Genomic DNA, 26,594 nt, shown 5'->3' with positions numbered 1-26,594 from the left:
ACAGCGACGGAGCCAACCCACCATGCAGACGTCACTCGTATCGGTCACCCGGGCGCTGAACCAGATGCGCTCCGCGGCCACCAGCACCGGCGGTGCCGTCACCCGCATGCGGACCGCCGTCACCGGGGCGAGCAGTTCGGTCGACCGGCTCAAGAACGCGGCCACACAGGCCGGCACCGCCACCAGCCGGCTGCGGACCGGGGCCGGTCAGGCGAGTGCCGGGCTCAACCAGGTGCGGACCGCCGCCACCCGGGCCGCCGCCGATGTCCAGCGGGCGGGGCGGAGTGCGGCGTCCGGGGGCGGACTGTTCAGCCGGTTCAGTCAGGGGCTCAGGACCGCCACCACCGCCCAGCGCGGACTCAACACCGCCATGAAGGCCAACATCCTGGGCGCGATCCTCTCCCTCATCATGCCGCTCATCACCAAGCTCATCGACATGGCGATGCAGTCCAAGACCGTGCAGGCCGTCATGCAGGCGGCGTTCAAGATCATCGGGCAGGTGGTGGGGACCGTCATGAAGGGGGCGTCGGTCGCCATCAACTGGCTGATCGACGCCGGGAAGAATGTCGTCAACTGGTTGAAGGCCAACTGGCCTTTGCTCGTCGCCATTCTCACCGGGCCCGTCGGGATCGCCGTGCTCGCGATCGTCAAGCACTGGGACCGGATCAAGGAGGCGGTCGGGTCGGTGCGGGACTGGATCGTCGACAAGTGGAACGCCGTTGTTGACTTCCTGCGGGGGGTTCCCGGAAAGATCTGGGGCTTCTTCGCGGAATTGCCGGGCAAGCTCATGGGCTTGGGCGGCGACCTCGTCATGGGGCTCATCAACGGCATCAAGAATTCGGCCGGGGCCCTTCTCAACACGGTGAAGAACTTCATCATCAACACCATTCCGGGGCCCATCCGCAGCATTCTCGGCATCTCGTCCCCTTCCAAGGTGATGATGGGTTTCGGCGAGAATGTCGGTGAAGGGCTCGCCCTCGGTATGGAGGGCGCGGGAAGCCGAGTGGCGGGCGCCGCCGGGCGGCTTGCCACCGCGACCGCGCGCAGCGTGATCGGCCCCGGTTACGGCCTCGCCGGAGTCGCCGGCGGGGCGCCCGCCCGGACCGGGGCCGCCGCGGCGAGCGGGCCCGTCACCGTCAACGTCCACCCCCGCCCCGGCCAGTCCGAGTACGAGATCGGCCGGATCACCGCCCGCGAACTCGCCTGGGCGGCCAAGCGATGAGCGGGCGGCAGCTCCAGCAACCGGTGTTCGAGGTGGACGGCTGGGCCGGGAACACCGTCGACGACGAGGGCGTCGAGTGGTGGGTCACCAGCGAACAGGGCTGGGCCGCCACCCCGCCCGTCCGGCTCACCCTGACCGACCGCCCCGAACGGCACGGCGCGTTCGACGCCCCCTCCTACCGGGGACCTCGCGTGGTCACCCTGGAGGGCATGGCCATCGCCCCCGAACGCGCCGTACGGGAGGAGGCGAAGGACCGGCTGGCCGCCGTACTCGCCGACGGCAGCACCCTGGCGCCGCTCGTCGTCACCGAACCGCACCGCGTGCGGCGGGCGTTGGTCCGCCTCACCGCCGAGACGAAGATCGTCGACCGCAAGTCCGGTGCCTTCGAGTTCTCCCTGACCATGACCGCGCCGGACCCGCTGCGGTACTCGTACGGTCTGAACAGCAGTACCTGTCCGCTGCCGTCCTCCAGCGGCGGGGTCGCCTTTCCGCTCTCCTTCCCCCTGGACTTCGGGTCCGGGTCCTCCGGTGGCCGGCTGCTGCTGGAGAACAAGGGCACCGTCCCGACCTGGCCGGTCTGGCGGATCGTCGGACCCTGTGTCCAGCCGGTGATCAGCAACACCGCGACCGGCGAGGAACTGGCCTTCGAACTCACCCTCCAGGAAGGGGAGTTCCTGCTCGTCGACACCGACGCGCGCTCGGTCCTGCTCCAGGGCACGGCCTCCCGCCGGGCCACGCTGCTGCCCGGTTCGGACTGGTTTCCGCTGCGGCCGGGCGCGACGCCCGTGCTCTTCCGCGCCCGCGACTACGCCTCGGCCGCCCGGCTGACCGCGGAGTGGCGGGACGCCTGGCTCTGACACCCGCTGCCTCCAGTCACCAGCACCCGCCCGCCCTCAGTCACCATAAGGAACGCACCGCATGGACAAGCTCGAGCGCGACTCCGGATGGCTCTCCGGCGGTGTCGTGGACGCCGAGGACGCGCGGCTCGCCACCGGCGTGCTCGCCTCGGCGGCGGCAGACCCCGGCAACCAGATCACGGCCCGCACGGGCATCAAACCCGGCCCCGGCAACCCCGGCGGCGTCGAGGCGGTCGAGACGCCCTCGCGCTCCGTGAGGGTCCAGCCCTTCCAGGGGGTCGTCCAGGGCACCCGTGCGCCGTACGCGGGCGCGTATCTGATCACGCTCGCCCAGCAGAAGATTCTCGACGTGCTCACCGAGGCCCCGGCCCACTCGTCGTACGCCCGGATCGTCCTCGTCGTGGCCCGGCAGACCGACCGGCAGTACGGCGACGCGAGCGACGGCATGGTGGTGCAGGTGGAGGCCGGGGCGCCCGCGCCGACGCCGGTCGCGCCGAGGCTCACCGGCGATTACCTGCCCCTCGCCCAGATCACCGTGCGGGCGAACGCGGGCTCCATCACCCAGGCGGACATCAAGGACCTGCGGGTGTTCACCGTGGCCGCGGGCGGAGTACTGCCGCTGCAGTCCTACGAGTCGCTCCCCGCCGACGGCTACTCCGGACAGCGGCTGTACGACCTCGAGACCGGCCTCGACCTGGTCCGCACCGGCACGGCATGGCGTCCCGCGGCCACGGGGGCGGTGGAGTTCTTCGGGCCGGCGGACACGGGCTGGCCGCTGACCACCGGCTCGGCGGGAGCCACCGGGTACACCTTCAACCAGGTGACCGTGCCCGCGGCGCCGTACCCCCGAATGCTCCTGGTCACCGGGCAGTTGACCGCGCAGACCTCGGGTGCCAACGAGCGCTGGGACCACGTGGTGCGCATGCAGGACGGGACGCCCGTGTCCCTCGCGTGCTTCCACGGCGGGCCCACGGGGATCACCACCAGCGTCGCCCAGGGGCACCGGCTGCTGCCCGCCGCGACACCGCTCGTGCTGACCCAGTACGTCGCCCGGGGCGGCGGGATGACGACCGGTACCGCGAGCGTGTTCTCGCCCGCCGCGCACTACACCGGCCTGCGCGTGATGGCGTTCCCCGTCCCCTGACCCCCCGACCGGAAGAGGCATCCGCATGAGCACGCCCACCCCAGAACGCGACTCCGGCTGGATCTCCGGCGGGGTCGTCGACGCCGAGGACGCCCGCCTCGCCACCGGCGTGTTCGCCGCGCCCGGGGCGAGCCCGGTCCAGGCCCGCAGCGGCATCCGGCCGGCCACCGGGGACCCCGGCCGGGTCCAGGCCACCGCCACCGTCTCCGGCAAGGTCACCGTCGCTCCCTTCCAGGGGGTGATCCAGGGGACCAGGGCCAGTGCGACCGGCGCCTATCTCGTCACGCTCGGCCAGCAGAAGACCCTCGACGTCCTCGGCACGAACCCCGCGGACCCGAGCAACCCGCGCAACGATCTCGTGGTGGCCCGGCAGCGCGACGCGCAGTACGGCGACGCCGGCACCGGCATGACCGTCGAACTCGTCAAGGGAACCGCCGCCGCCACCCCCGTCGACCCCGCGGTGACCGGTGACTTCATCCCGCTCGCCCGGATCAGGGTGGCGAAGAACGCGTCGTCCGTCGCCGCTCCCGACATCGACGACCTGCGTCCCTGGACCTCGGCGGTCGGCGGCATCCTGCGGGTCTGGGGCGAGGGCGGCCGGCCCGCGTACCCCTACGCCGGCATGTACATCCACCGCGGGGACACCAACCACCTGGAGTGGTACGACAGTTCGGGGAACTGGCGGGCGGTCAACAACGACACCGGCTGGACCCCCCTCACCTTTCCCGCCGGCTGGACCGTGTACAACAGCGAGGCACCGGCTGTCCGCAGGGTCGGCGCGGTCGCCTACCTGCGCGGCGCGATGCGCACCGGTGTCGCCCAATCGGCCAATCCCACGGTCCTCATGAACCTCCCGGCCGCCTTCCGCCCGCTGGTACGGCATCACTGGTACGTGGTGCTCGGCGGTACCCGGACGGGCATCGAGGGCATAGTCGACACCGACGGCAACGTGAACCTCTACCCGCAGACGACCGCCCTGCCCGCCGAGCAGATCGTCTACATCAACACCACCTGGCTGGTGGGCCAGTGACCGGCCGCCCGACCCGCTACACCTACTACACCGCCGACCTCGCCACCGGCGCCATCACCGACGAACTCCCCCTGTACGACGCCACGTTCAGCACCGAGCTGAACGAAGCCGGTGAGTTCCGCGCCCGGTTGCCGCTCGGTGACCCGCGCATCGCCGTCCACCGCCCGCGCGAGCTCACCGAACCGGGACGCGCCGCCCTCTACGTCGAGCGGGACGGCGTGCTCGTCTGGGGCGGGGTGGTCTGGACCGTCAAGTACACCTCCGCCGACCAGCACCTGGAGATCGGCGCGGCCGGGTTCCTCTCCTACTTCGACCACCGCCGCGTCCTGCCCGCAGCCTTCGACCCGGCCGCCTCCGACCTGGGCTCCGTCAGCGTCACCTTCACCGACCGCGACCAGAGCGACATCGCCCGCGCCCTCGTCGCCGTAGCCCAGGAACATTCCCACGGCGACATCGGGATACGTCCCGAGTCCGATGCCCGGTCCGGCATCACCCGCACCCTGGTCTACCCCGGCAGCGACCTCAAGAGCACGGGTGAGGCGCTGCGTGAGCTGGCCAGCCTGGAGCGCGGCCCCGACTTCCTCTTCGACATGGCGTACGGCAGCGACGGCCGTCCCGTGCGCAGACTGCGCGTCGGCACCCCGCACCTCGGCCAGCAGGGCACCCCGCACGTGTGGGAGTACGGCGCCAACCTCATCGGCTACACCTGGCCGGCCGACGGCGCCTCCACCGCGAGCCGGGTCTTCGCCCTCGGGGAGCAGGGCGAGGGCAGCCAGCTCGTCGCGGTCGCCGAGGACCCCGACACCGGGCGCCCGCTCACCGAGACCGAGGTCTCCTACGTGCATCTCACCGACGTGGACCTGCTGCGCTCCCAGGCCCGCTCGGCCCTCGCCGCCGTCTCCGCCCCGGTCGTCCTGCCCGAGCTGACCGTGCGCGCCGACCTGGAGCCCGTCCTTGGCTCCTACCAGGTCGGCGACGACGCCCTCGTGGTGATCAAGGACGTGTTCTTTCCCGGGGGCACCCGGTTCGGTGTCCGGATCACCGGGATCGAGGTCACGCCGGGCAACGACGCGGGCGAGGAGCAGGTCCAGCTGACCGTCACCCCCGCCACCCACATCCCTTGAACCGGAGGAGTTCCCCGTGACCAGGATCAACCGCCCCGACACCCTTCTCACCGAGCTCCGCGACATCAAACGGCGCCTGCACGCCCTGGAGACCGCGCAGCGCGCGACGACCGCCGGCGCTCGGCCGAGCGTTGCGGCCGAGCCCCTCGCCGAGGAATCTGCCGAGACCGACACATCCAGGTCCGAATAGGCCGTTTCCGCAGGTGAGAGGTGACTCGAACGCTGTCGTACGCATGTTCGGTTTTTGGTCTATGGTGGAGGTGAGGCGATAGGGAACTGATGTTCGACAGCGGGAGGTGCGGATGCCTGGTTTCACCCATCTGCACACCGTCTCCGGGTTCTCCCTGCGCTACGGCGCCTCGCACCCGGAGCGCCTCGCCGAGCGCGCCTCCGAGCGGGGAATGGACGCCCTCGCCCTCACCGACCGCGACACCCTCGCGGGTACGGTCCGGTTCGCCAAGGCCTGTGCGAAGGCGGGGGTGCGGCCGTTGTTCGGGGCGGAGCTGGCCGTGGCGGAGGCCGAGCCCGTACGGCAGGAGCGGCGCCGCGCTCCCGTGCGCGGCGGTGCCTTCGTCGACGAGTCGGCTCCCCGGGTCACCTTTCTCGCCCGGGACGGTGCCCGCGGCTGGGCCGACCTGTGCCGGCTCGTCACGGCGGCGCACTCCGGCAAGGGCGAGCGGGACACGCCACTGGTGCCCCGGGCCGAGAACCGGGGGGACGGGCTGACCGTGCTGCTCGGCCCCGCCTCCGATGTCGGCCGGGCCCTCGCCGCCGGCCGCCCCGACCGGGCCGCCCGGCTGCTCGTCCCCTGGCGGGAGACCTACGGCGACGCCCTGCGCCTCGAAGCCGTCTGGCACGGGCGCAAGGGCACCGGACCCGGCTCCCTGCGGCTGGCCGCCCGTACGGTCGGCTTCGCCGCCGAGCAGCGGATCCGTCCCGTGCTCAGCAACGCCGTACGGTACGCCGACCCCGGCCTGGGCCCGGTCGCCGACGTCCTGGACTCCGCCCGCCGCCTCGTCCCGGTCGGTGCCGTCAAGGAACTGGACTCCGGCGAGGCCTGGCTCAAGGACGCGGGGGCCATGCTGGCGGGCGCCGAGCGGATCGTCGAGGCCGCGGGCTTCCGGCGCGACACCGCCCACCGGCTGCTGGAGCAGACACAGGCGACGGCCGCCGAGTGCCTGGTCGACCCCGAGGACGACCTCGGGATCGGCACCGTCCACTTCCCCGAGCCGCACCTCGTCGGCGCGGGCCGGCGCGGCGCTCAGCGGGCACTGGCCTCACGGGCGGCGGCGGGGATGGTGCTGAAGGGATACGCGGGCAGGCGCGCGTACTGGGAGCGGATGCACGAGGAACTGGACATCATCGCCCACCACGGCTTCGCCTCCTACTTCTTGACCGTCGCTCAGGTCGTCGACGACGTAAGGGACATGGGGATTCGGGTCGCCGCACGCGGCTCCGGTGCCGGTTCCCTGGTCAATCACCTTCTCGGGATCGCCCACGCCGATCCCGTCGAGCACGGGCTGCTGATGGAGCGGTTCCTGTCCACACGGCGGCTCGTCCTGCCCGACATCGACATCGACGTGGAGTCCGCGCGCCGCCTCGAGGTCTACCGGGCGATCATCGGGCGGTTCGGCACCGACCGGGTCGCCACCGTCGCGATGCCGGAGACGTACCGGGTGCGGCACGCGATCCGGGACGTGGGGGCCGCCCTGTCCATGGACCCCGCCGACATCGACCGCATCGCCAAGTCCTTCCCGCACATCCGGGCGCGGGACGCCCGCGCGGCGCTGGAGGAACTGCCCGAACTCAAGTCGCTGGCAGAAGAGAAGCAGCGTCACGGCCGGCTGTGGGAGCTGGTCGAGGCCCTCGACGCCCTTCCCCGGGGGATCGCCATGCATCCGTGCGGGGTGCTGCTCTCCGACGCGTCTCTGCTCCGCCGCACACCGGTCGTGCCGACCAGCGGCGAGGGGTTTCCCATGTCGCAGTTCGACAAGGAGGACGTCGAGGATCTCGGGCTGCTCAAGCTCGATGTGCTGGGCGTGCGGATGCAGTCGGCGATGGCGCACGCGGTCGCGGAGGTGGAGCGGGCGACGGGGGAGCGGGTCGACCTGGACGCCGTACCGCCGGGCGACCCGGCGACGTACGAACTCATCAGGTCCACCGAGACGTTGGGGTGCTTCCAGATCGAGTCGCCGGGGCAGCGGGATCTGGTCGGGCGGCTCCAGCCGGCCACCTTTCACGATCTCGTCGTCGACATCTCCCTCTTCCGGCCAGGACCGGTCGCCGCCGACATGGTGCGACCGTTCATCGAGGCACGGCACGGGCGGGCGCCCGTGCGGTATCCGCACCGGGATCTGGAGCGGCCGCTGAAGGAGACGTACGGGGTCGTCGTCTTCCACGAGCAGATCATCGACATCGTCGACATCATGACCGGGTGCGGGCGCGGCGAGGCGGACCGGGTGCGGCGCGGGCTGTCCGACCCGGAGTCGCAGGGGCGGATCCGGTTCTGGTTCGCGCAGCACGCGGCGGCGAACGGATACAGCGCGGAAACGATTCAGCGGACCTGGGAGATCGTCGAGGCCTTCGGGTCGTACGGCTTCTGCAAGGCGCACGCGGTCGCCTTCGCCGTACCGACGTACCAGTCGGCGTGGCTGAAGGCGCACCACCCGGCGGCTTTCTATGCCGGGCTGCTCACGCACGACCCCGGGATGTATCCGAAGCGGCTGCTGCTGGCGGACGCACGGCGGCGCGGGGTGCCGATCCTGCCGTTGGACGTGAACAAGTCGGGGGTCGCACATCGGATCGAACTGGTGTCTGAATCTCCGTCTGGATCCCCTTCGATGTGGGGACTGCGACTGGCCCTGTCCGACGTGCACGGCATCAGCGAGGCCGAGGCGGCGCGGATCGCCGAGGGCCAGCCGTACGCCTCGCTGCTGGACTTCTGGGAGCGGGGGCGGCCCAGTCGCCCGGTCGCCCAAAGGCTGGCCCAGGTCGGCGCGTTGGACGCCTTCGGTGCCAACCGGCGTGATCTGCAACTGCACCTGACTGAGCTGCACCGGGGCGCTCGCGCGGGCCGTGGGTCCCAACTCCCCCTGTCCGGCGGGCGAAAGACGGCCTCGGCCGGGTTGCCGGACCTGTCCTCCGTGGAGAAGCTCAGCGCCGAGCTGGGAGTGCTGTCGATGGACGTCTCGCGCAATCTGATGGACGACCACCGGGAGTTCCTGACGGAGTTGGGCGTGGTCAGCGCGCGACGGCTGAGGGAAGCGCGGCACGGCGAGGCCGTGCTGGTCGCAGGGGCCAAGGCGGCCACCCAGACCCCGCCGATCCGGTCCGGCAAGCGGGTCATCTTCACCACCCTGGACGACGGCACCGGCCTGGTCGACCTCGCCTTCTTCGACGACTCCCACGACGCCTGCGCGCACACCGTCTTCCACTCCTGGCTGCTGCTGGTGCGCGGGGTGGTGCAGCGGCGCGGCCCGCGCAGCCTCAGCGTGGTGGGCGCGGCCGCCTGGAACCTCGCCGAACTGGTCGAACTGCGGGACGGGGAAGGCCTCGACGCGGTGGCGGCACGGCTGGCCGAGCCGGTGCCGGAGCGGGCCGGTGTCGCGACCGGCGATCCGACCGGCGGCAGACGAATCCACATGCCGACGGGATACGAACTGCATCCGTGGGCCGATCTGCGACCGGCGGGTCAAGAGGCTTCACAGGTAAGGAAGTTGTGGCACCAGAGTCCGGGGAGTGCGGGATGACCATCCTCTGCGTACGTTTCCAGCTGCCGCCGACGCGGGAGGCGGCCCTGCCCGAACTGCTCGGCCTCCTGGAGGAGTTCACCCCGGTCGTCGAGGCGCTGCCGCCGGACCGGGCGCTGGCCGATCTGCGGGGCGCCGAACGCTACTTCAAGCGGGACGCCGCCGAACTGGCCTCGGTGATCCGGGTCCGCGCCCTCGCCCTGCACGGCGTCGACTGCGCGATCGGAGCCGGGCCCGGGCCGATGCTGGCCCGCATGGCGCTGAAGGACGCCCGGCCCGGGGTGACCTGCTCGGTCCCCGAGGACACGGTGGCGGACTTCCTCGCCGGCCGGCCCGTCGCCGCGCTCCCCGGCGTCGGCGCCGCGACCGCCCGCGTCCTGTGCGAGTACGGCCTCGACACCCTCGGCCGGGTCGCCGCCGCCCCGCTGTCCACGCTCCAGCGCCTGGTCGGCGCCAAGACCGGCCGCGAACTGCACGAGAAGGCGAACGGCGTGGACCGCGGCCGGGTCGTCCCGAACGGCGTCTCGCGCTCCCTCGCCACCGAACGCCCTTTCACCCGCGACGAGTTGGACCCCGGCCTGCACCGCCGCGCGCTGCTCTCCGCGGCCGAGGAGCTGGGCTCCCGGCTGCGCGCCCTCGACAAGGTCTGCCGCACCCTGACCCTCACCGTCCGCTACGCCGACCGCACCGGGACCACCCGCAGCCGCACCCTCGGCGAACCCACCGCCCACTCGGCGGCCCTCACCAGGGCGGCCTACGGCATGTACGAGACGTTGGGTCTCCAGCGCGCCCGGGTCCGCTCCATCGCCCTGCGTGCCGAGGGCCTCGACCCCGCCGAACACGCTTCCCACCAGCTCACCTTCGACCCCGCCGACGACAAACTCCGCCGTATCGAGGAGGCCGCGGACCGCGCCCGGGCGAGGTTCGGACCGCTGGCGGTGCTGCCCGGGGCGCTGGCGGCGTAGGGATCAGTTGGCCCACGGGGGAGTGATGCGGGTGCCGTCGGCCAGTTCCGCCTCCAGGCCGATGGAGGTGGTGACCCAGGTGAGGGCGGTGTGATCGGTGGGGTTCTCGACGGCGAAGGTCACCCCGGGGTTGACGATCACCGTGTCGCCCGCCGTGATCCGGTGGGTGGTGCCGTCAAGGGTGATCAGGAGTTCGCCGATGAGCAGATGGAAGATCTCCTCGCGGTTGACGGTGTGTGCCGGCGCCTTTGTCCCCGCGGGGATCTCGCCGCGCCAGGCGCAGAGTTCCTTGGCGCCGCTGAGGGGAGTGGCGTACGAGACGAAGCGGGCGCCGTGGATCTCGTGGGTGACGGCCTCGGACGAGCGGACTACGGGCATGCGGGACCCCCAGGTCATAGATGGTCAAGCAGGTTGACTATATGTCTCCATGGTCAATCTGCTTGACCAATTCGTCAAGGGTGTTTCAATGCCCGAGTGCAGAACTCCGAAGCCCTCGCCCTGGCCGCCGCCCTGCTCGCCGCCGCCGGAGACCTGACCCAGCGCATCAATGACGGGGTGGTGGCCCGGGGGTTCGAGGCGCGGCCCGCCTGGGGCTTCGCGTTCACCCGGCTCGCGCCGGACGGGGCCACGGTCACGGAGCTCGCCGGTCATCTCGGGGTGACCAAGCAGGCCGCGAGCCAGCTGGTCGACGAGATCGTGCGCAAGGGGTACGCCGAGCGGCGGCCGCATCCCGGGGACGCGCGGGCCCGGCTCGTCGTGCTGACCGAGCGGGGGTGGGCCTGCACCCGAGCGGCGGAGGAGGCCGCCGCGGAGGCGGTGCGGGCGTGGACCGATGTGCTCGGTGAGGGTGAAGTGCGGGCGCTGCGTGACCGATTGGGACGTATTGCTCCCCATGGCCCCATCAGGCCCACCTGGTGATGGTTCATCAGCCGGTGCACCCGGCGCGGTTACCACTGGAAGTTTTTACTGACGCGTAACTTCACAAGTGCACTACTCGTCCGTAACTTTCGAATTGAACAGCATCCTCGTGATCCGGGTCACAGGGCGTACAGCTATCGCAACTCCCTTGAGCCGCAAGGAGATCACCCGATGCTGCCCTGGAAACGACTGCTCAGACCCTTCGCCGCCCTGCTCCTGACCGCCGCGGTCGCCGTCGTCCCCGCCGCCGGAGCCGCCCAGGCGGCCACCGCTCCCAGCTGGGGGTCCCCCCGCTCGAGCGAAGCCGAGAGTGGGGGAGGCTGGAACGACTACTCCTGCAAGCCCTCCGCCGCCCATCCCCGCCCCGTCGTCCTCGTCCACGGCACCTTCGCGAACTCCGTCGACAACTGGCTGGCCCTCGTCCCGTACCTGGAGAACCGCGACTACTGCGTCTTCTCCTTCGACTACGGCCAACTGTCCGGAGTGCCCCTCTTCCACGGCCTCGGCCCGATCGACAAGTCGGCGGAGCAGCTGAAGACCTTCGTCGACAAGGTGCTCGCCGCCACCGGCGCCGCCGAGACCGACCTCGTCGGTCACTCGCAGGGCGGCCTCATGCCCCGCTACTACCTCAAGTTCCTCGGCGGAGCCGCCAAGGTGAACGCCCTCGTCGGCATCGCCCCCGACAACCACGGCACCACCCTGTCCGGCATCACCAATCTGCTGCCGTACTTCCCGGGCATCCAGGACCTGCTCACCACCCGCACCCCGGCCCTCGCCGACCAGGTCGTCGGCTCCCCCTTCCTCACCAAGCTGAACGCGGGCGGCGACACCGTCCCCGGCGTCAGGTACACGGTCCTCGCCACCAAGTACGACGAGGTCGTGACGCCGTACCAGAGCCAGTTCCTCAGCGGATCCGGCGTCCACAACGTCCTGCTGCAGGACCTGTGTCCGCTCGACCTCTCCGAGCACGTGGCCATCGGGCTGTTCGACCGGATCGCCTTCCACGAGGTGGCCAACGCCCTCGACCCTGCCCACGCCACCGCCACCACCTGTGCGTCGGCGTTCAGTTGACCGCGCCGGGGCCTGTCCGGCCTGAGCCGCCGGTCAGGCCCCGGAGTTCATTCGGTCAACGGCCGTGCCGCCCACCACTGTTCACCGCGCGCCGGCGCACCGAGCCGAACAGGATCGCCGCGCCGGCCGCGAGCGTGAGGGCGCCGCCCATCGCGAGATACGGCGTACCGCTGTCACCGCCGGTCTCGGCGAGATTCTGCGAAGTGCCCGCCGCCTTCACGTCGTTGACCGGGACGCTCTCCGTCTCGGCGGCCACCGGCTCTGCCGACGTACCGGCGTCGTCGTCACCGTGCCCGTGGTGTTCGACCGTCGACTTGTCGGTGCCGTCCTCGATCTGCTCCTCGGAGGGCGCGGAGGCGCTCGGGGCCGGGGTCGAACTGCTCGTCGTACCACCGGAGTCGCCCCCGAACATCACGTCCGAGCAGGAGTAGAACGCCTCCGGGCTGTCCGAGCGCTGCCAGACCGCATACAGGAGCTGCTTGCCGGAGCGCTCGGGGAGCGTGCCGGAGAACGTGTAGAAGCTGCCCGAGGCGACCGGGTCGGTGGCCGTCGCGACCGGGTTCGACAGGTCCAGGTCGTCCCAGGCCGGCGGCTGCGCAGGGTCGTAGCCCGGCTTGGTGAGGTACACCGTGAAGGTGCCCTTGTGCGGCGCGGTCACGCGGTACCTGAAGGTGTACGACCCGCTGCGCACGCTGGTTGCCGGCCAGTCGGCGCGGGCCAGGTCGAGCCCCTTGAACTCGTCGTTGTTCGCGCTGCACAGCCTGCCGTCCGGGATCAGCTCCTGGTGCCGTCCGTTCGCGTCGCCGATGCGGATGCCGTTCCAGTCGTAGAGCGCCTGGGTGCCGCCCGCCGCGACCGCCGCCCTGCACGCGTCCGACTTCGGGCTCTCGGGACCCTCCGCGTAGCACTGCGAGACCCGGCTGACCGGGTCGCCCATCGAGCCGTGCGCGGACGCCGGCGCGGCGGCCAGTCGGGTCAGGGCGAACGGAACCAGACCGACGGCGACGGCGGCTGCGGCCTTGCGGCGTGCGGGCACGGGGGATCTCCTCGGAACCGGTACTGATGGGTGCCGGATCAAAGAAACCGCGAAATCCCCAGCTTGTGACGGTCGGCGGCGATCTTTATGGCCCTCTTAAGGGAGTGCTGAGACGGAGATCAGACAGATAGCGTTCCGCGCATGACGAACGAGGAGATCCGACCCGCCGACGCGGCCGACGTACCGGCCGTGAAGGCCGTGACCGACGCGGCGTACGAGCACTACATCGAGCGCATCGGACAGGTGCCGCAGCCCATGGAGCGGGACCACGCGGCGAACGTGGCCGCGGGGCAGGTCTTCGTGACGGGCGACCCCGTGATCGGCCTCGTGGTGGTCGAGCGGTACCCGGACCATCTGTACCTCGACAACATCGCCGTCCGGCCCGACGCCCAGGGGCAGGGCGTGGGCGGACGGCTGCTGCGGTTCGTCGAGGCACACGCGCGTGCACTGGGCCTGCCCGAGGTCAGGCTCTACACCAACGCGATGATGTGGGAGAACCAGGAGATCTATCCGAGGTTCGGTTATGAGGTCGTGGAACGGCGAGTGGACGGGCCCTACGACCGCGTCCACTACCGCAAGCGACTGGTCTGACACGGAGGGAGCATGCCTGCCGCCGTCAGCCGTCGGGCCACCAGGTCCGCGCGATGTCCTTGCGGACCTCGGGTCGTCCCGCGGGGCGCTCGTCGGCCTCCTCGGCAAGTCGCCGGGCATCCGTCCTCTTCAGGGGCTTCTGCACGGTGGTACGGCGCATGGCTGCCTCCTTCAGTGCCTACCGAGTTCCGCGTTCTCACGGAGGTAGACGCTTGGGGGGAGAGTTCCTCATCGGTCACCGGTCTGTCAGTGGCGGCTGTCACGATTCGAGTGTCAGTGGCGGGTGTCACTCTTGGGCGCATGACGGAGAACAGTGGCGGTGGGGGCGTGGACTGGGACGCCGAGGCGGTCTCCTTCGACGAGGAGGCGGACCACGGGCTGCGGGACCCCGAGGTGCGCGGGGCCTGGGCCGGGCGGCTGCGGGGGTGGCTCCCGGAGCAGGCGTGTGACGTCCTCGATCTCGGGTGCGGGACCGGAAGCCTGTCGCTCCTCGCGGCCGAGCAGGGACACCGGGTGACCGGCGTGGACAGTTCTCCGGCCATGGTGGAACTGGCCCGCGCGAAGCTCGCCGGACGTGACGCGGCGTTCCTCATCGGTGACGCGGCGATGCCGCCCGTGGGGGAGCAGCGGTTCGACGTCGTCCTGGTACGGCATGTGCTGTGGGCGCTGCCGGATCCCGGGCGGGCGCTGCGCCGGTGGTGGGGGTTGCTGCGGCCGGGTGGGCGGCTGGTGCTGGTGGAGGGGGTGTGGGGGTCGGTCGGGATATCGGCCGAAGTGGTGAGCGGGTTGGTGGAGCGGCTCGGGGCCAGGCTGCTGGTGGAGCGGCTCTCGGGAGATGCCCTGTTGTGGGGGAAGGACGTGGACGACGAGCGGTACGCGGTGGTGGCCAGGAGCGACTAGAGGGGTGGGAAGGGGTGTCGGGTGCCGACCGCGGGACCACCCTCGACGTGGGCCATCGCCTCCAACTCGTCCAGTGCCGCCAGTGCCGCCGACGCCGCCTCGGCGTCCCTCTCCCTCAGGCCGCTCTCCTCGAACTCGTCCTCGTCCAGGCGCAGCACCTGCGTGCCGTCCGCCGAGACCCACAGGTCCAGGTCCAGGTCCTCCACGACCAGCTCGGCGCCCTTCAGTGTCGCCGGGCGGGTGATGTCGCAGTACCAGCCCTTCAGGGTGCCGGAAGCGGTGCGGACCTCCTTGACGGCGTACCAGCGGTCCCGCCAGTAGTGCTCGGTGAAGACGTCGCCCGGCTCGAAGCGGACGAAGCCGAAGTCGCGGACCCCCTCTCCCGCCCAGGGCGCGCGGACCGTGACGCGGGTGCCGTCGTCGGTGAGGAGCTCGGCCTCGTAACGGATCTTCGTGCGGCCCGCCTTGAGCAGGACGACGTCCACCCGCCGCAGGGGCTCAGGTGAGTTCGCGGACATGACGTACCTCCGTGGCGCAGATCTCGTATCCGAACCACTTGTTGATCGCGAGCATGGGTTCATTGGCGGCGTCGTTGCCGGTGAGGGCCTCCGTGCAGCCGGCGGCGCGGGCCCGGTGCAGGGAGGCGTTCTTGGCGAGCTTGGCGAGGCCGCGGCCCCGGAAGGCGCGGGCGGTGCCGGTCATGGCGGTGGCGTAGCGGCCGGCGCCGTCGGTGTGGGCGGCGCTGAAGGCGGCGGGGCGACCATCGACCAGGGCGATCGTGGTCAGGGCATGGTCGAGGAGGGGGTGCTTCCAGTTCTCCTCGACCCACGCGTCGTAGTCCGTCAACTCGGTGTCGACATCGCTCGGTTCGTCCCCCGAGGTCTCCGCGTCCAGCTCGAAGAAGGGACGCGGGTCGTCGGCGAAGTCGGCGGCGGTGCGCAGTTCGACGCCCGGGGGAAGGGGCTGGAGCGGGGGCAGCGTGCCGTTGGCCAGGTCCAGGCGCAGGAAGTGCGCGGAGCGGCTGGCCCGGTAGCCGTGGCGCTCGGCGAAGACGCGGTTGTGCGGCTCGTCCAGGACCCAGGAGTACAGCCTGGTCGCGCCGTGCGTCGCCAGGTGCTCCTCGGCGGTGCGCACGAGGAGGGCACCCGCGCCGCGCCGGGTGCGGTCCGGGCGTACGTAGATGTTGAGATAGCCCTGGCCCGGCTCCGCGCTGTCGTGGGCGAGACCGAGCTGGGCCGTGCCGATGACCTCGCCGTCCTCCTCGGCCACCAGGGAGCGGTAGTGCGCGTCCGGGTGGGTGTGGACGAGGCGGTGCAGAACGCCGGCCGGGGTCCACAACACGAACGGAAGGGCCAGATGGCGGACGTGGGCGAAGCTCTCGACGTCGGCCGGGTCCTGTGGGCGCAGGTCGCGCACGATCACGGTCATGAAGGCGCACGTTACGGGGGAGGCATCCTCGGGTGCCTCTCATTTTCCGGCGGTGCGGGACAATCGGCTCGTGACCTTGAAGATCCACATCGACGACAGTGCCCCGCCCTACGAGCAGGTGCGGGTGCAGATCTCCGAGCAGGCGCGGGCGGGGGTGCTGCCGGTGGGCTACCGGCTGCCGACCGTGCGGGGCCTCGCCGAGTCGCTCGGGCTCGCCCCGAACACCGTCGCCAAGGCGTACCGGGCGCTGGAGAGCGACGGGGTGATCGAGACGCGGGGGCGCAACGGCACCCTCGTGGCCGCCGCCGGCTCGGCCGCCGAACGGGAGCTGGCATCGGCCGCCCAGGCGTACGTCGAGCGGGCCCGACGACTGGGGCTCACGGAGAACGACGCCTTGGCGGCCGTACGGGACGCGCTGCGGGCGGCTTACGGGGCGGACTGAGACAGCGAGGCGAACAGCTGCGCGTTGCGTACGGCGGCACCGTTCGGGTCGTTGTTGAAGTAGACGTACACGTCCTCGTCCCCGGACCAGGTCCCCCCGATCCGCTCGGCCCAGGTCTCCAGGGACCGTCTGCCGTAGTGCGGCCACGCCTTGGCGCGGCCCTCGTGGAAGCGGACGTACCCCCAGTCGGTGGTGCGCCACAGCGGGGTCACCGGACGGGCCCGTACGTCGGCCCAGCACAGGGCCGCACCCCGGGTCTCCAGGACCTTGCGGGTCTCGGGCGTCCACCAGGACTCGTGACGGGGTTCGACCGCGACCCGGGTCGAGGCGGGGAAACAGGCCAGGCAGGCGTCCAGCAGGTCCGGGTCGGCGCGCAGCGTCGGGGGCAGCTGCAGCAGCACCGGCCCCAGCCGGTCGCCCAGTCCCTGGGCGTGGCTCATCAGGCGGTGCACCGGCTCCTCGGGGTCCTTCAGCCGCTTGATGTGGGTCAGGTACCGGCTCGCCTTCACCGCCACCACGAAGTCCCCCGGCACCCGCTGCCGCCACGCCTCGAAGGTCTCCCGGGTCGGCAGCCGGTAGAACGCGTTGTTGATCTCGACGGTCGGGAAATGCGCCGCGTACTCCTCCAGCCAGAGCCGCACGGGCACGCCGTCGGGGTAGAGGACGCCCCGCCAGTCCTTGTACTGCCACCCCGATGTGCCGACGAACAAGGTCATACAGCCATCAAAGCACTACAGGTACAGCCCCGCGTCCGCCCCGGGCCGCGGCTCCGGCACCGCCGTCGGTGACGTCCCCCGGCGCAGCGCGTACAGCTCCGCCAGGGTGGCCCCCTCGCGGCCCACGCCCTCCTCGGTGCCCAGCCAGCCGGCCGCCTCCCGGCGGGTCAGCGGGCCCACCTCGATACGGGCCAGACAGCGGCCGGGGCGCACCACGGCGGGGTGCAGCCGCTCCAGGTCCTCGTTGGTCGTGACGCCGACCAGGACGTTGCGGCCCTGGCCCAGCAGGCCGTCGGTCAGGTTCAGCAGCCGCGACAGGGCCTGTCCCGCCGTGTGCTTCGCCTCGCCGCGGATCAGCTCGTCGCAGTCCTCCAGGAGCAGGAGCCGCCAGCGGCCCTTGCCCGTCGCGTCCTCCTCGCCGATCGCGATGTCCATCAGATAGCCGACGTCGCTGAACAGCCGCTCCGGGTCCAGGACGCAGTCCACCTGGCACCAGTCCCGCCAGGAGCGGGCGAGCGTACGCAGGGCGGAGGTCTTGCCGGTGCCCGGCGGGCCGTGGAGCAGGAGCAGACGGCCCGCGATGTCCTCCGGGGTCGTCTTCATCAGGCGGTCCATCGCGTCCGCGACGGGTGCCGTGTAGTTCTGCCGCACCTCGTCCCAGGTGCCCGCGGAGATCTGCCGGGTCGTGCGGTGCGGACCGCGTCTGGGGGAGACGTACCAGAAGCCCATCGTCACGTTCTCCGGCTGGGGTTCCGGCTCGTCCGCCGCGCCGTCGGTGGCCTGGTCGAGGACCTTCTTGGCCAGCTCGGCGTCGGTGGCCGTGACGGTCACGTCGGCGCCGCGGTTCCAGCGGGAGATCAGCAGGGTCCAGCCGTCGCCCTCGGCGAGCGTCGCGCTGCGGTCGTCGTCGCGGGCGACCCGCAGCACCCGGGCGCCCGCCGGCAGGAGCGTGGCCCCGGTACGGACCCGGTCGATGTTGGCCGCGTGGGAGTACGGCTGCTCGCCCGTCGCGAAGCGGCCGAGGAACAGCGCGTCGACGACGTCGGACGGCGAGTCGCTGTCGTCGACGTTGAGCCGGATCGGCAGAGCGTCGTGTGGGTTCGCAGACATGCGGCCCATGATCCGGCACGGGACCCCCATACGCACCCGGTTTCCGGAGTGCGGGGATCGTGTCGCCGACGTCCGGTGTTTCCGGTCTGTCCGCTAACTCCTGTTACAAGGCTGTGCATCTCCGACATCTGCCCGCACACGTGTGTTCGCGGATACCGTTGCCCTCAATGGGACGTCATGAGTGGAATTCGGGGGCACGGCGGTGGCGGCTCACCGCTCTGCTCGGTGTGGGCGCGGCGGCTCTGGCGCTGGTCGTGACCCTCCTCAACACGCTTCCGGGCAGCGGTGCCGGCACCGACGGCACCTCACGCAACGGCGACAGGGTCCACGGCACCCCGACGACCACACCCGACGCAAACACCCCGGAGGTCGGCTGGGGTTTCACCCACACCCAGTTCAGCGCCGACGAGGGCAGTTCCGCCGCCACCGCGCGCGTCGAGGGGCTGCTGGCCGACGCCGGCGGACTTCCGCAGAACCAGCACATCATGGGCTGGGGAGCCGACAACCCCGAACCGGTCAAGGGGCGTTACGACTTCGAGGGCCTGGACCGGCGCATCGACTTCATCCGTGCCTCCGGCTCCACCCCGATCGTGACCCTGTGCTGCGCTCCGGACTGGATGAAGGGCGGCGAGGCGGGCGTCGGCAACACCGACTGGAGCAAGGCGGCACTGGAGACCGCGCCGGACCCCGCGCACTTCGAGGACTACGCCGCGCTCGCCGCGACCGTCGCCAAGCGCTACCCGGACGTACGCCACTTCATCGTCTGGAACGAGTTCAAGGGCTTCTGGAACAACGGGGAGGCCCGCTGGGACTACGAGGGGTACACCCGGCTCTACAACCTGGTCTACAAGGCGCTGAAGAAGGTCGACCCCAAGATCATGGTGGGCGGACCGTATCTCGTGATGGACAGTGTCGACCCGCGCTCCGAGGACGCTTCCACCACCTTCAAGGGGGCCTGGGGCGCGATGGACCAGCGGATCCTCGACGCCTTCGACTACTGGAACAGGAACAAGGCCGGCGCCGACTTCGTGGTCGTGGACGGCTCCAGCTACACCAACGACGACGACCTGCTGCCGAACGAGTTCGCGGCCACCGACAAGTTCACCGCGGTGAGCCGGTGGGTGCGGCAGCGGACCGGGAACCTGCCGCTGTGGTGGGCCGAGTACTACGTCGAGCCCGCCGACAGCCGGGACGAACGCGAGGGCTGGTCCGAGAACCGCCGGGTCGCGGTGCAGGCCGCCGGGATGATCGCGCTGGCCAGGGGCGGCACCACGTCCGCCCTCTACTGGAACCCGGAGAACGAGAAGGGCACGGACTGCGCGGGCTGCCTCTGGACGCCGACCAGCGCCGGCGGCGGCCGGAAGCTGCCGATGTTCGACCTCGTCAGCCGGTTCAGCAAGGCCTTCGCGCCGGGGAGCGCGTACGAGAACGTCTCCGTCGCCGCCGACGACGTACCCAACGTCCGGGTCCTCGCCACCGACAGGACCGTGCTGGTGGTGAACACCTTGAATCGGCAGATCAGCGCCGAGATCGACGGGAAGAAGTTCGACATGCGCGCGTACGAGGTCAAGTGGCTCGCCCGCTGAGCCACTTGACCTCCGAATGACTGCCGAATGGCTGCCGAATGACGTCCGAAGGGCGTCACTTCATCGTCAGGAACCGTTGCACCAGTGCCGCCAGGAACACCGCGAGGAGCGGCAGCGCGAACCAGAAGCTGCTCTGCAGCCACCGCAGCCGCCGCACACTCGGCCGCACCGCGACCCGCACCGCCTCACGGGCCGAGAGCAGCAGGATCAGCGCCAGCGCCGCCAGCGCCCCCACCACCGACCAGGGCGTCCAGGTCACCTGCGGCCCGATCGGCCCCGGATCGGCCTTCGGTACTTTCCCTGCGGGCTGGTCCCGCAGGGCGTACATGGTCACGTCATCGTTGGTGAGGACCCGCTTGAGCTCCTTGCGGCTGTCGAGGTTGTCCAGCAGCCGGGGCTCCCACGTCGTCGAATAGCCCACGTCCAGCCGCAGATAGGTGACCTGGCTGACGTTGACCATCAGATACGAGTTCGGGCCCGCGTCCTTCAGCGACTTCACCAGCCCGGACACCAGCACCGGGTCGGTCGGCGCGAGCGTCGGCACGTAGGACACCTTCTCCATGTCCTTCGCGCCCCACGGCATCGCGGGCGTCACGTTGTCGAGCGTGTCGTTGGACAGCCACAGCACCCGGACCGTCGGATCGTCGTGGGCGTAGACGTAGTCCATGGCGGCGACCTCGCCGGGCTGGATCCGCTCGAACGGCTCGTTGCCCCAGCGGGCGACCAGGAAGCCGCCGACCAGCAGCAGTCCCGCCATGAGCGCGGCCACCGGAGCGAGGCTCACCCGGTCCTTCTCGCGTTCCTTCGCGGTGACGCCGGTGCGCGGGAAGAGCGCAAGGGCGGCGAGCAGCCCGGCGCCCGGCAGGGCGAACATGAAGACCCGCAGGGCCATCTCGCCGCCGTACGACTGCATGCCGAAGCCGAGGAACGGCACGAAGGTCAGGACGAGCAGCGCGGCTTCCCGGTACTTGTGGTCGCGCCGCCGCCACCAGCCGTAGCAGGCCAGCGCCATGACCCCGCCCGCCAGCAGCACGCGCACGTACAGGACCAGCTTGTGGGTCGAACTGCCGCCCTCGATACGGCCGGAGACCGACGAGGAGACGTTGCCGCCGACGCCGCCGACCCCGCCGAACAGGTCGTCGAAGTGACCCGACCAGTACGGCTCGGCCATCCAGCCGATCCAGGCGGCCACCATGACGGCGAACAGGACCGGCAGGCCGCGCAGTTCGCTGCGGCCGACCAGGACGAGGACCGCCAGCACGCCGAGCATCACGAACGGGGTGAGCTGGTGGGCGGGCACGCTCGCCGCGAACAGACCGATCAACACCGCGAGCAGGACGGCCCGTTGGCGGCGGTTCGTGGGTTCGACCTCGGCCTCGCCGGGCCGCCGCTTCGTCCAGATCACGTGCGGGGCGCGGAACCAGACGAGCAGCACCGCCACGAACACCAGGTACAGCAGATAGGTGAAGCCCTGCGGGGAGAAGTAGTCCTGGCCGACCCAGCCGCTGAGCACGAAGATCCAGATGCCGGTCCACTTGGCCCGCCAGCTCGCCCGCATGTGCCGTACGAGCAGGAACATCGGTACCAGATAGGCGAGTTGGATCGCCGTCGGCCACCAGCGGACGACCTCCGTGAAGTCCGTGACCCCGCACGCCTGCGCCACGAACGCGGCCACCGCGAAGAAGCCCGGCCAGCTCCAGCGGGCGTCCAGGTCGGGCACCGCGGAGCCGGTCCGGTCGATGTAGTCGATGAACCCGAGGTGCTGCCAGGCCGTCGCGAACCGCGGCTCGGCCTCGATCAGCGCGGGCAGCGCGTGCAGCGAGAACACGGTCGCCACCAGCGTGATCAGCAGCAGCGCCTTGTGCTCACGGCCAAGCCAGAGCAGCGAGGCGAAGACCACGACCAGGAGCGCCGCGCCGACCAGCGTGGGCAGCGGCAGGATCGAGATCAGCCCGAGCCCGCCCATCCGGTCCAGGTCGGCCTCGCCCAGGCCGAGGGCCGGCACCCAGTACAGGAGCAGTGCGACGGCCAGCAGACAGCCGAGGAACACCCCGAGCCAGGTGGGCTGCAGCCGCTCCCGCCAGGACAGCGGCCGCGACGGCTCCGCGGGCTGCGGCACCTCCTCCGGCACGTCGGGCTCCTCCGCCGCGTCGGCCTCCTTGCGCGCGTCGAAGGCCACCTCGAACGGCGCGTCGACCTCCGCCTCGGACGGCCCGAGTGAGGACTCGGCGCCCGGCTCCCGAGCCTCCACCGGCAGCCCCAGGTCGGCCGGCTTCCGCAGCGCCCATGTCGGCCGGTCCCGCGTCACGCCCGGCACGGGCGTCCCCGTGGGCGGGGTGCCGGGACCCGGGCGTACGTCGGGACGGCGTTCCTGGTGGTCGAAGTCGACGTGGATGCCCAGCGCCAGGGTGTCCTGGTCGAGCGCCCAGCCGGGGCGGCGGGTGCGGCCGGCGGCCGGTACCTCGCGCGCCCCGAGGTCGGCGAGGTCGCCGTCGGGAGCCGCGCTCGCGGGGACCTCGGCGGCCGGGGCGTGCCGGATCGTCCGGTACAGCCGGGGCGCGGCGAGCGCGACGATCACCGTGAGCGAGGAGATCTCGGCGACGCCCGCTCCGGTCAGCCCCATGCGGGGCAGGAGCAGCAGCGTCAGGCCGAGCACCATGGCACACAACAGGCCCTGCAGCCAGGCCAGTCCGGAGGTGCGGCTCTGTGCGCGCAGCACCGCGAAGTACGTCTCCATGACGACCCGGAGCACCGCGCCGACGGCGAACCAGCGCAGCAGCGGGGTGGCCGCGTCCGCGTAGCCCGAGCCGAACACACCGAGGATCCGGGGCGCCCCGAAGAACAGGATCCCGGCCACCGGCAGCATGATCCGCGCCATCCGCTTCAGCGCGGCACGGGTGTTGGCGGCCAGGCGTGAGGGGTCGTGCGAGCCCTCGACGGTCAGGGAGGCGCCCATGTTGATGGCGAGCAGGTTGCAGGTGCCGCCGATCGTCGTGGTGATGTAGAAGTACGCGTTGTCCTGGGAGCTGACCTGGGACGCCACGATCACCGGGACCAGATAGACCACGGCGAGCGAGAACAGCGAGCCGGTGTAGTCACCCGCGAGGAAACGCCCGATCTCCCTGAGGGAGGGCGGCTTCGCGTGCTCCTCGGTCGCCTTGACATGGCGCGGCGCCAGACGCCGGAACACCATCCAGCCCAGCGGCAGCACCGAGACGGCGATCGCCGCGACCCACGACACGAAGACACCGGCCGTCGGGATCGCCACCGCGAACGCCACCAGGAGTCCCAGCTTCACCGCCGAGAACACGGTGTTGCCCACCGGCACCCACAGCGCGCTGCGCAGCCCGGTCAGCACCCCGTCCTGGAGGGTGAGCACGTTCCAGGCGACGACGGCGGCGATGAAGCCGAGGCCGTTCACCGGCCCGTGCAGGAACCGGTACGACGGCCCCCACGCGTCCAGGGTGAGCAGGAAGACGACAGCGGCGATCGCCACGAGCACCGAACTGCCCGCGTACGTACGGGCGATGAGGCGCCCGGTGGCCCGGCCCGCGACCGGTATGAAGCGGGCCAGCGCTCCGGTCAGGGTCACCGCGGTCAGTCCCGCGAGGAGTTTCATCGCGGCGATCGCGGCGGAGCCCTGGCCGACCGCCGACTCGGAGTAGTAGCGGGCGGCCGCCAGCCAGAAGCCGAGGCCAAGGACCGCGGAGATACCGGTGTTGAGCATCAGAGCATAGGCGTTGCGGAACAGTTGATTGCCGCCGCCGGCGCCCCTGCCGAGGCCGGGCAGCCGAAGACGGCGCCCCGACTGCTCGGGCGCCTTCGCCGCGGTCGACTCGGGCTCGGTCGTGGTCGTCGTGTCAGACACGGGAACGGGAGACCTTCCGGCGGACCTGTCGTGCTCTTCGGACCAACGCGTACCCCTTGGTGAGGGCACGGTCCCTGGCGAAGTCCCGGGCGATCGCACGGCCCTGGACGAGCCGCTCGAACTCCTCGGCCGTGGTGGCGCGGCGCACGGTCAGCCGCGTCAGCGCGTACGGCCCCTGGCGGCGCCGCGCGAGCGCGTTGTTCACGGCGAGCGCCTGGCCGTACCCGGTCTCGCGGACCGCCTCGCGCACCCGGCGACTGGAGTAGCCGTACGGGTAGGCGAGCGAGACCGGCGCGGTGCCGAGCTCGTCGGTGACGATCTCCCGGGAGTGGATCAGCTCGTGGCGCAGCGCGGTGTCGTCGAGCTGGTCGAGCTGCGGGTGCGTGTGGGTGTGGCCGCCGATCTCGACGTCCGCCGCGGCGAGTTCGCGGACCTGGTCCCAGTCCAGCATGGTGTCCAGGCCGCCGCCCGTGTCGTACGCGCCCCGGATCCAGCCGGTGGAGACGAACACCGTGGCCGTGAAGCCGTGCTTGGCGAGCACGGGCAGGGCGTGCCGGTGGACGCCTTCGTAGCCGTCGTCGAAGGTGATCAGGACGGGCCGCTCGGGCAGCGGCCGGCCGTCGCGCCAGCGGGCCGCGAGGTCGGCGGTCCTGAGCGGCGTGAGGCCCAACTCGCCGATGATGTTCATCTGTTGGGCGAAGGCATCCGGCGACACCGACAGCACGCGGGTGGCGTCGTTCGGGTCGGTGGCGACCGAGTGGTACATGAGGATCGGTACGGGCGGCTCAGCCATCTCTCCCCCCCTGGAGCTCCTCCTGCATCTCCGCCGGTATCTCCGCGACCGAGAACGTGGCCCCGCCCCGCCGCGCCCGGACCGTGCCGACCAGGTACCCACCGGCCGCCGTGAGGACCCCGGCGACGATCGCGCCCGCCCGGCCCGCGCCCCCCGGCCGGGCCAGCGCGGCGTCCCGCAGCCCGCGCACCACCCCGGCCGGCAGCACCCGGGTGGCGTACCGGCGCTCCGACTCAAGTCCCTTGTCCGCCCCCACACTTCGGGCCACCAGGGCCTTGGACAGACCCTCCGCGTACGCGCGCGTGCGGAAGTACCCGAAGTTCTCGCGCGCCCCGGGCACCCGGTGGTGGATCACCGCCCGGTCGTCGATCAGCAGGACCGCGTCCGGTCTGGCCCGGCTCAGCCGGATGCACAGTTCCGTCTCCTCGCAGCCCAGCGGGCGCTTGTCGCCGTCCCGCCCGATGCCGGTGGCGAAGCCGCCCGCCGCGTCGAACGCGCTGCGGCGGAAGGAGGCGTTGCCGCCGAGGACGTTGCGCACCCGGACCAGCCCGGCCGGGATGCCCTTGTAGGTGCAGCCGACCACCCAGTCGAACTCCTCCGGGAACCAGGCCGGCCGCCGCCCCGCCGCCCAGATCGGCACCGTACGGCCGCCGACCGCCATGACCCGCGGGTCCGCGTATCCGGCGGCGAAGTGCCGCAGCCAGTCCCGCTCGGCGACGGCGTCGTCGTCCAGGAAGGCGATCACCTCGCCGCGAGAGGCGGCGATCCCCGTGTTGCGGCCGGCGGACAGGCCGCGGGGGCCCGCGTTGGCGAACACGCGGACCTCCTGGACTTCCTTGTACTCCTTGGTCAGCCGGTCCAGCAGCGCCGGATTGTGGTCGACGACCAGCAGCGTCTCCAGGGCCGCATAGGACTGCGTCCGCACCGAGACGACCGCCGCGAGGATGTCCTCCCAGCGGTCCTCGGTGTACACGCAGATCACGACGGAGATGTCGGGATCGCTCAAGACACCTCTCCCCGGCGCGAGTCGAGCATCGGCGAGTAGTGGGCGCGGCGGCGCAGCGCACGCCGGTTCGACCGCTCCCCGAGGATCACCTTGAGCACCCGGAACCCGTCCCGGACGGCCCGCAGATTGCTCGCGCCGTGGATGCGGAGGTACTCGTAGCTCGGTATCTCCTGCACCTTCAGCCCCGCCTTGACGACCCGGATGTTCATCAGGGTCTCCACCTCGAAGCCGGTGCAGTCGAGGTCGATCTTGTCGAGGCAGTGCCGCCAGAAGGCGTTGTAGCCGTAGCAGAGATCCGTGTAGCGGGCGCCGAACTTGCGGTTGACGATGGTGCACAGCGCCCAGTTGCCGAGCTTGCGGATGAAGGTCATGTCGTCGGTGCCGCCGCCGTTGGCGAAGCGGGACCCCTTGGCGAAGTCCGCGCCCGAGACCAGGGCGGACACATAGGAGACGATCTCGTTGCCGTCGGCCGAGCCGTCCGCGTCGATCATGACGACGATGTCACCGGTGCAGGCCTCGAACCCGGTGATCAGAGCGTCCCCCTTGCCCTTGCCGTGCTGCTTGACGACCTTGACCTCGGGCCACAGCTCGCGGGCCACCGCGACGGTGGCGTCCGTGGAGTTGCCGTCCACCAGGATCACTTCGTGGATCCAGTCGGGCAGGGTCTTGAAGACGTACGGAAGGTTCTCCGCCTCGTTCATGGCGGGTATGACGACACTCACCGGTGGCGTGATGGCCAGGTGAGTGGAGATGGGCCGGTACTGGCTGGCTGTCGGCACATCCTGGCCCGCAGTCGCCGGGCGCAGAACTGAACTCATGAGTCTGGTTCCCTCTCGTCCGGTGGACCGCCCGCCCCTGGGCGGTCCGGTTTGTCGCTCCGGTTCGAAAGGGGGGTTCTGTTCTCACTCACGGCATGCCGGAAGGGATCTCCGTACGTGCCGGGTGAGCTGGCAAAGCTGGCCGACCGCCGTCGTGCTGTGCTTGTTCCAGAGAAACGACAGCCGGTCGCGCGGCACGACTCGGTCACCTGTGCGGTCA

25 protein-coding genes are annotated in these 26,594 nt (G+C 71.2%); 14 read left to right on the top strand and 11 right to left on the bottom strand.

Annotation, left to right across the window (positions count from 1 at the left end; translation table 11 throughout):
- Nucleotides 1–22: 22 nt before the first annotated feature.
- From ACIRP7_RS17010 to ACIRP7_RS16975, 8 genes are all read left to right on the top strand, one after another.
- Entirely contained in the window at nucleotides 23–1,222 is a 1,200-nt protein-coding gene (locus tag ACIRP7_RS17010) for a hypothetical protein (protein WP_403659377.1), read from the top strand.
- The gene (locus ACIRP7_RS17005) at nucleotides 1,219–2,079 is read left to right on the top strand and encodes a phage distal tail protein (RefSeq protein WP_403659374.1); all 861 of its coding nucleotides are present in this window, start codon (nucleotides 1,219–1,221) and stop codon (nucleotides 2,077–2,079) included. The genes ACIRP7_RS17010 and ACIRP7_RS17005 overlap by 4 nt, the downstream gene beginning before the upstream one ends.
- A gap of 61 nt (nucleotides 2,080–2,140) precedes the next feature.
- Nucleotides 2,141–3,223, top strand: a complete 1,083-nt coding sequence (locus tag ACIRP7_RS17000; RefSeq protein ID WP_403659371.1) for a hypothetical protein — start codon at nucleotides 2,141–2,143, stop codon at nucleotides 3,221–3,223.
- Between the two features lie 25 nt (nucleotides 3,224–3,248).
- A complete protein-coding gene (locus ACIRP7_RS16995) occupies nucleotides 3,249–4,253 on the top strand; it encodes a hypothetical protein (protein WP_403659369.1) in 1,005 nt (334 codons plus the stop codon).
- Nucleotides 4,250–5,377 (top strand): hypothetical protein, encoded by a 1,128-nt coding sequence (locus ACIRP7_RS16990; protein ID WP_403659366.1) that lies wholly within the window; start codon nucleotides 4,250–4,252, stop codon nucleotides 5,375–5,377. The genes ACIRP7_RS16995 and ACIRP7_RS16990 overlap by 4 nt, the downstream gene beginning before the upstream one ends.
- A 16-nt stretch (nucleotides 5,378–5,393) precedes the next feature.
- Nucleotides 5,394–5,567, top strand: a complete 174-nt coding sequence (locus tag ACIRP7_RS16985) for a hypothetical protein (protein ID WP_403659364.1) — start codon at nucleotides 5,394–5,396, stop codon at nucleotides 5,565–5,567.
- 112 nt (nucleotides 5,568–5,679) lie between these two features.
- Nucleotides 5,680–9,126 (top strand): DNA polymerase III subunit alpha, encoded by a 3,447-nt coding sequence (locus ACIRP7_RS16980; protein ID WP_403659361.1) that lies wholly within the window; start codon nucleotides 5,680–5,682, stop codon nucleotides 9,124–9,126.
- Complete coding sequence (locus ACIRP7_RS16975) at nucleotides 9,123–10,091, top strand: DNA polymerase thumb domain-containing protein (protein ID WP_403659358.1); 969 nt, start codon at nucleotides 9,123–9,125, stop codon at nucleotides 10,089–10,091. The genes ACIRP7_RS16980 and ACIRP7_RS16975 overlap by 4 nt, the downstream gene beginning before the upstream one ends.
- Before the next feature lie 3 nt (nucleotides 10,092–10,094).
- Here ACIRP7_RS16975 and ACIRP7_RS16970 read toward each other — a convergent pair whose 3' ends face one another.
- Nucleotides 10,095–10,469 (bottom strand): cupin domain-containing protein, encoded by a 375-nt coding sequence (locus ACIRP7_RS16970; RefSeq protein ID WP_403659355.1) that lies wholly within the window; start codon nucleotides 10,467–10,469, stop codon nucleotides 10,095–10,097.
- Nucleotides 10,470–10,565: 96 nt separating this feature from the next.
- On the opposite strand from ACIRP7_RS16970, the gene ACIRP7_RS16965 reads away from it, so the two are divergent.
- The gene (locus ACIRP7_RS16965) at nucleotides 10,566–11,009 is read left to right on the top strand and encodes a MarR family winged helix-turn-helix transcriptional regulator (RefSeq protein ID WP_403659352.1); all 444 of its coding nucleotides are present in this window, start codon (nucleotides 10,566–10,568) and stop codon (nucleotides 11,007–11,009) included.
- 171 nt (nucleotides 11,010–11,180) lie between these two features.
- Complete coding sequence (locus tag ACIRP7_RS16960; RefSeq protein WP_403659349.1) at nucleotides 11,181–12,080, top strand: esterase/lipase family protein; 900 nt, start codon at nucleotides 11,181–11,183, stop codon at nucleotides 12,078–12,080.
- A 55-nt stretch (nucleotides 12,081–12,135) separates the two neighbouring features.
- Here ACIRP7_RS16960 and ACIRP7_RS16955 read toward each other — a convergent pair whose 3' ends face one another.
- The gene (locus ACIRP7_RS16955; protein WP_403659346.1) at nucleotides 12,136–13,116 is read right to left on the bottom strand and encodes a lytic polysaccharide monooxygenase; all 981 of its coding nucleotides are present in this window, start codon (nucleotides 13,114–13,116) and stop codon (nucleotides 12,136–12,138) included.
- A gap of 141 nt (nucleotides 13,117–13,257) precedes the next feature.
- Between ACIRP7_RS16955 and ACIRP7_RS16950 the strand changes: the two genes are divergently transcribed.
- Nucleotides 13,258–13,707: a GNAT family N-acetyltransferase gene (locus ACIRP7_RS16950; RefSeq protein WP_403659343.1), complete on the top strand. Its 450-nt coding sequence runs from the start codon at nucleotides 13,258–13,260 to the stop codon at nucleotides 13,705–13,707.
- Between the two features lie 25 nt (nucleotides 13,708–13,732).
- Here the strand turns inward: ACIRP7_RS16950 and ACIRP7_RS16945 are convergent, their stop codons facing one another.
- Nucleotides 13,733–13,867 (bottom strand): hypothetical protein, encoded by a 135-nt coding sequence (locus ACIRP7_RS16945; RefSeq protein WP_403659340.1) that lies wholly within the window; start codon nucleotides 13,865–13,867, stop codon nucleotides 13,733–13,735.
- Nucleotides 13,868–14,007: 140 nt separating this feature from the next.
- Between ACIRP7_RS16945 and ACIRP7_RS16940 the strand changes: the two genes are divergently transcribed.
- Entirely contained in the window at nucleotides 14,008–14,607 is a 600-nt protein-coding gene (locus ACIRP7_RS16940; RefSeq protein ID WP_403659337.1) for a class I SAM-dependent methyltransferase, read from the top strand.
- Here ACIRP7_RS16940 and ACIRP7_RS16935 read toward each other — a convergent pair.
- Nucleotides 14,604–15,125, bottom strand: coding sequence for a DUF402 domain-containing protein (locus ACIRP7_RS16935; RefSeq protein ID WP_403659334.1), 522 nt, complete (start codon nucleotides 15,123–15,125; stop codon nucleotides 14,604–14,606). The genes ACIRP7_RS16940 and ACIRP7_RS16935 overlap by 4 nt on opposite strands.
- Nucleotides 15,106–16,035: a GNAT family N-acetyltransferase gene (locus ACIRP7_RS16930; protein ID WP_403659331.1), complete on the bottom strand. Its 930-nt coding sequence runs from the start codon at nucleotides 16,033–16,035 to the stop codon at nucleotides 15,106–15,108. The genes ACIRP7_RS16935 and ACIRP7_RS16930 overlap by 20 nt, the downstream gene beginning before the upstream one ends.
- Before the next feature lie 70 nt (nucleotides 16,036–16,105).
- Between ACIRP7_RS16930 and ACIRP7_RS16925 the strand changes: the two genes are divergently transcribed.
- Entirely contained in the window at nucleotides 16,106–16,477 is a 372-nt protein-coding gene (locus ACIRP7_RS16925) for a GntR family transcriptional regulator (RefSeq protein ID WP_403659328.1), read from the top strand.
- On the opposite strand, the gene ACIRP7_RS16920 is transcribed toward ACIRP7_RS16925, so the two are convergent.
- Complete coding sequence (locus tag ACIRP7_RS16920) at nucleotides 16,462–17,193, bottom strand: DUF72 domain-containing protein (protein WP_403659325.1); 732 nt, start codon at nucleotides 17,191–17,193, stop codon at nucleotides 16,462–16,464. The genes ACIRP7_RS16925 and ACIRP7_RS16920 overlap by 16 nt on opposite strands.
- 15 nt (nucleotides 17,194–17,208) lie before the next feature.
- Nucleotides 17,209–18,303, bottom strand: a complete 1,095-nt coding sequence (locus ACIRP7_RS16915) for a DUF5925 domain-containing protein (RefSeq protein WP_403659322.1) — start codon at nucleotides 18,301–18,303, stop codon at nucleotides 17,209–17,211.
- A gap of 167 nt (nucleotides 18,304–18,470) precedes the next feature.
- Between ACIRP7_RS16915 and ACIRP7_RS16910 the strand changes: the two genes are divergently transcribed.
- The gene (locus ACIRP7_RS16910) at nucleotides 18,471–19,889 is read left to right on the top strand and encodes a xylan 1,4-beta-xylosidase (RefSeq protein ID WP_403659319.1); all 1,419 of its coding nucleotides are present in this window, start codon (nucleotides 18,471–18,473) and stop codon (nucleotides 19,887–19,889) included.
- A 55-nt stretch (nucleotides 19,890–19,944) separates the two neighbouring features.
- Here ACIRP7_RS16910 and ACIRP7_RS16905 read toward each other — a convergent pair whose 3' ends face one another.
- From ACIRP7_RS16905 to ACIRP7_RS16890, 4 genes are read right to left on the bottom strand one after another with little or no spacing between them, the layout of a single operon-like run.
- Nucleotides 19,945–23,757 (bottom strand): lipopolysaccharide biosynthesis protein, encoded by a 3,813-nt coding sequence (locus ACIRP7_RS16905; protein WP_403659316.1) that lies wholly within the window; start codon nucleotides 23,755–23,757, stop codon nucleotides 19,945–19,947.
- Entirely contained in the window at nucleotides 23,750–24,550 is an 801-nt protein-coding gene (locus ACIRP7_RS16900) for a polysaccharide deacetylase family protein (protein ID WP_403659313.1), read from the bottom strand. Before ACIRP7_RS16900 ends, ACIRP7_RS16905 begins: the two co-directional genes overlap by 8 nt.
- On the bottom strand, nucleotides 24,543–25,556 hold the full coding sequence (locus tag ACIRP7_RS16895; RefSeq protein ID WP_403659310.1) for a glycosyltransferase: 1,014 nt from the start codon (nucleotides 25,554–25,556) through the stop codon (nucleotides 24,543–24,545). Before ACIRP7_RS16895 ends, ACIRP7_RS16900 begins: the two co-directional genes overlap by 8 nt.
- Nucleotides 25,553–26,374 carry a glycosyltransferase family 2 protein gene (locus ACIRP7_RS16890; RefSeq protein ID WP_403659308.1) on the bottom strand — a complete coding sequence of 274 codons (822 nt, stop codon included), beginning with the start codon at nucleotides 26,372–26,374 and terminating at the stop codon, nucleotides 25,553–25,555. Before ACIRP7_RS16890 ends, ACIRP7_RS16895 begins: the two co-directional genes overlap by 4 nt.
- Nucleotides 26,375–26,594 lie beyond the last annotated feature (220 nt).

The organism is Streptomyces sp. NPDC102270 (assembly GCF_044766405.1).
Classification (GTDB): Bacteria; Actinomycetota; Actinomycetes; order Streptomycetales; family Streptomycetaceae; genus Streptomyces.
This window is presented reverse-complemented; position numbering and strand designations above follow the sequence as displayed.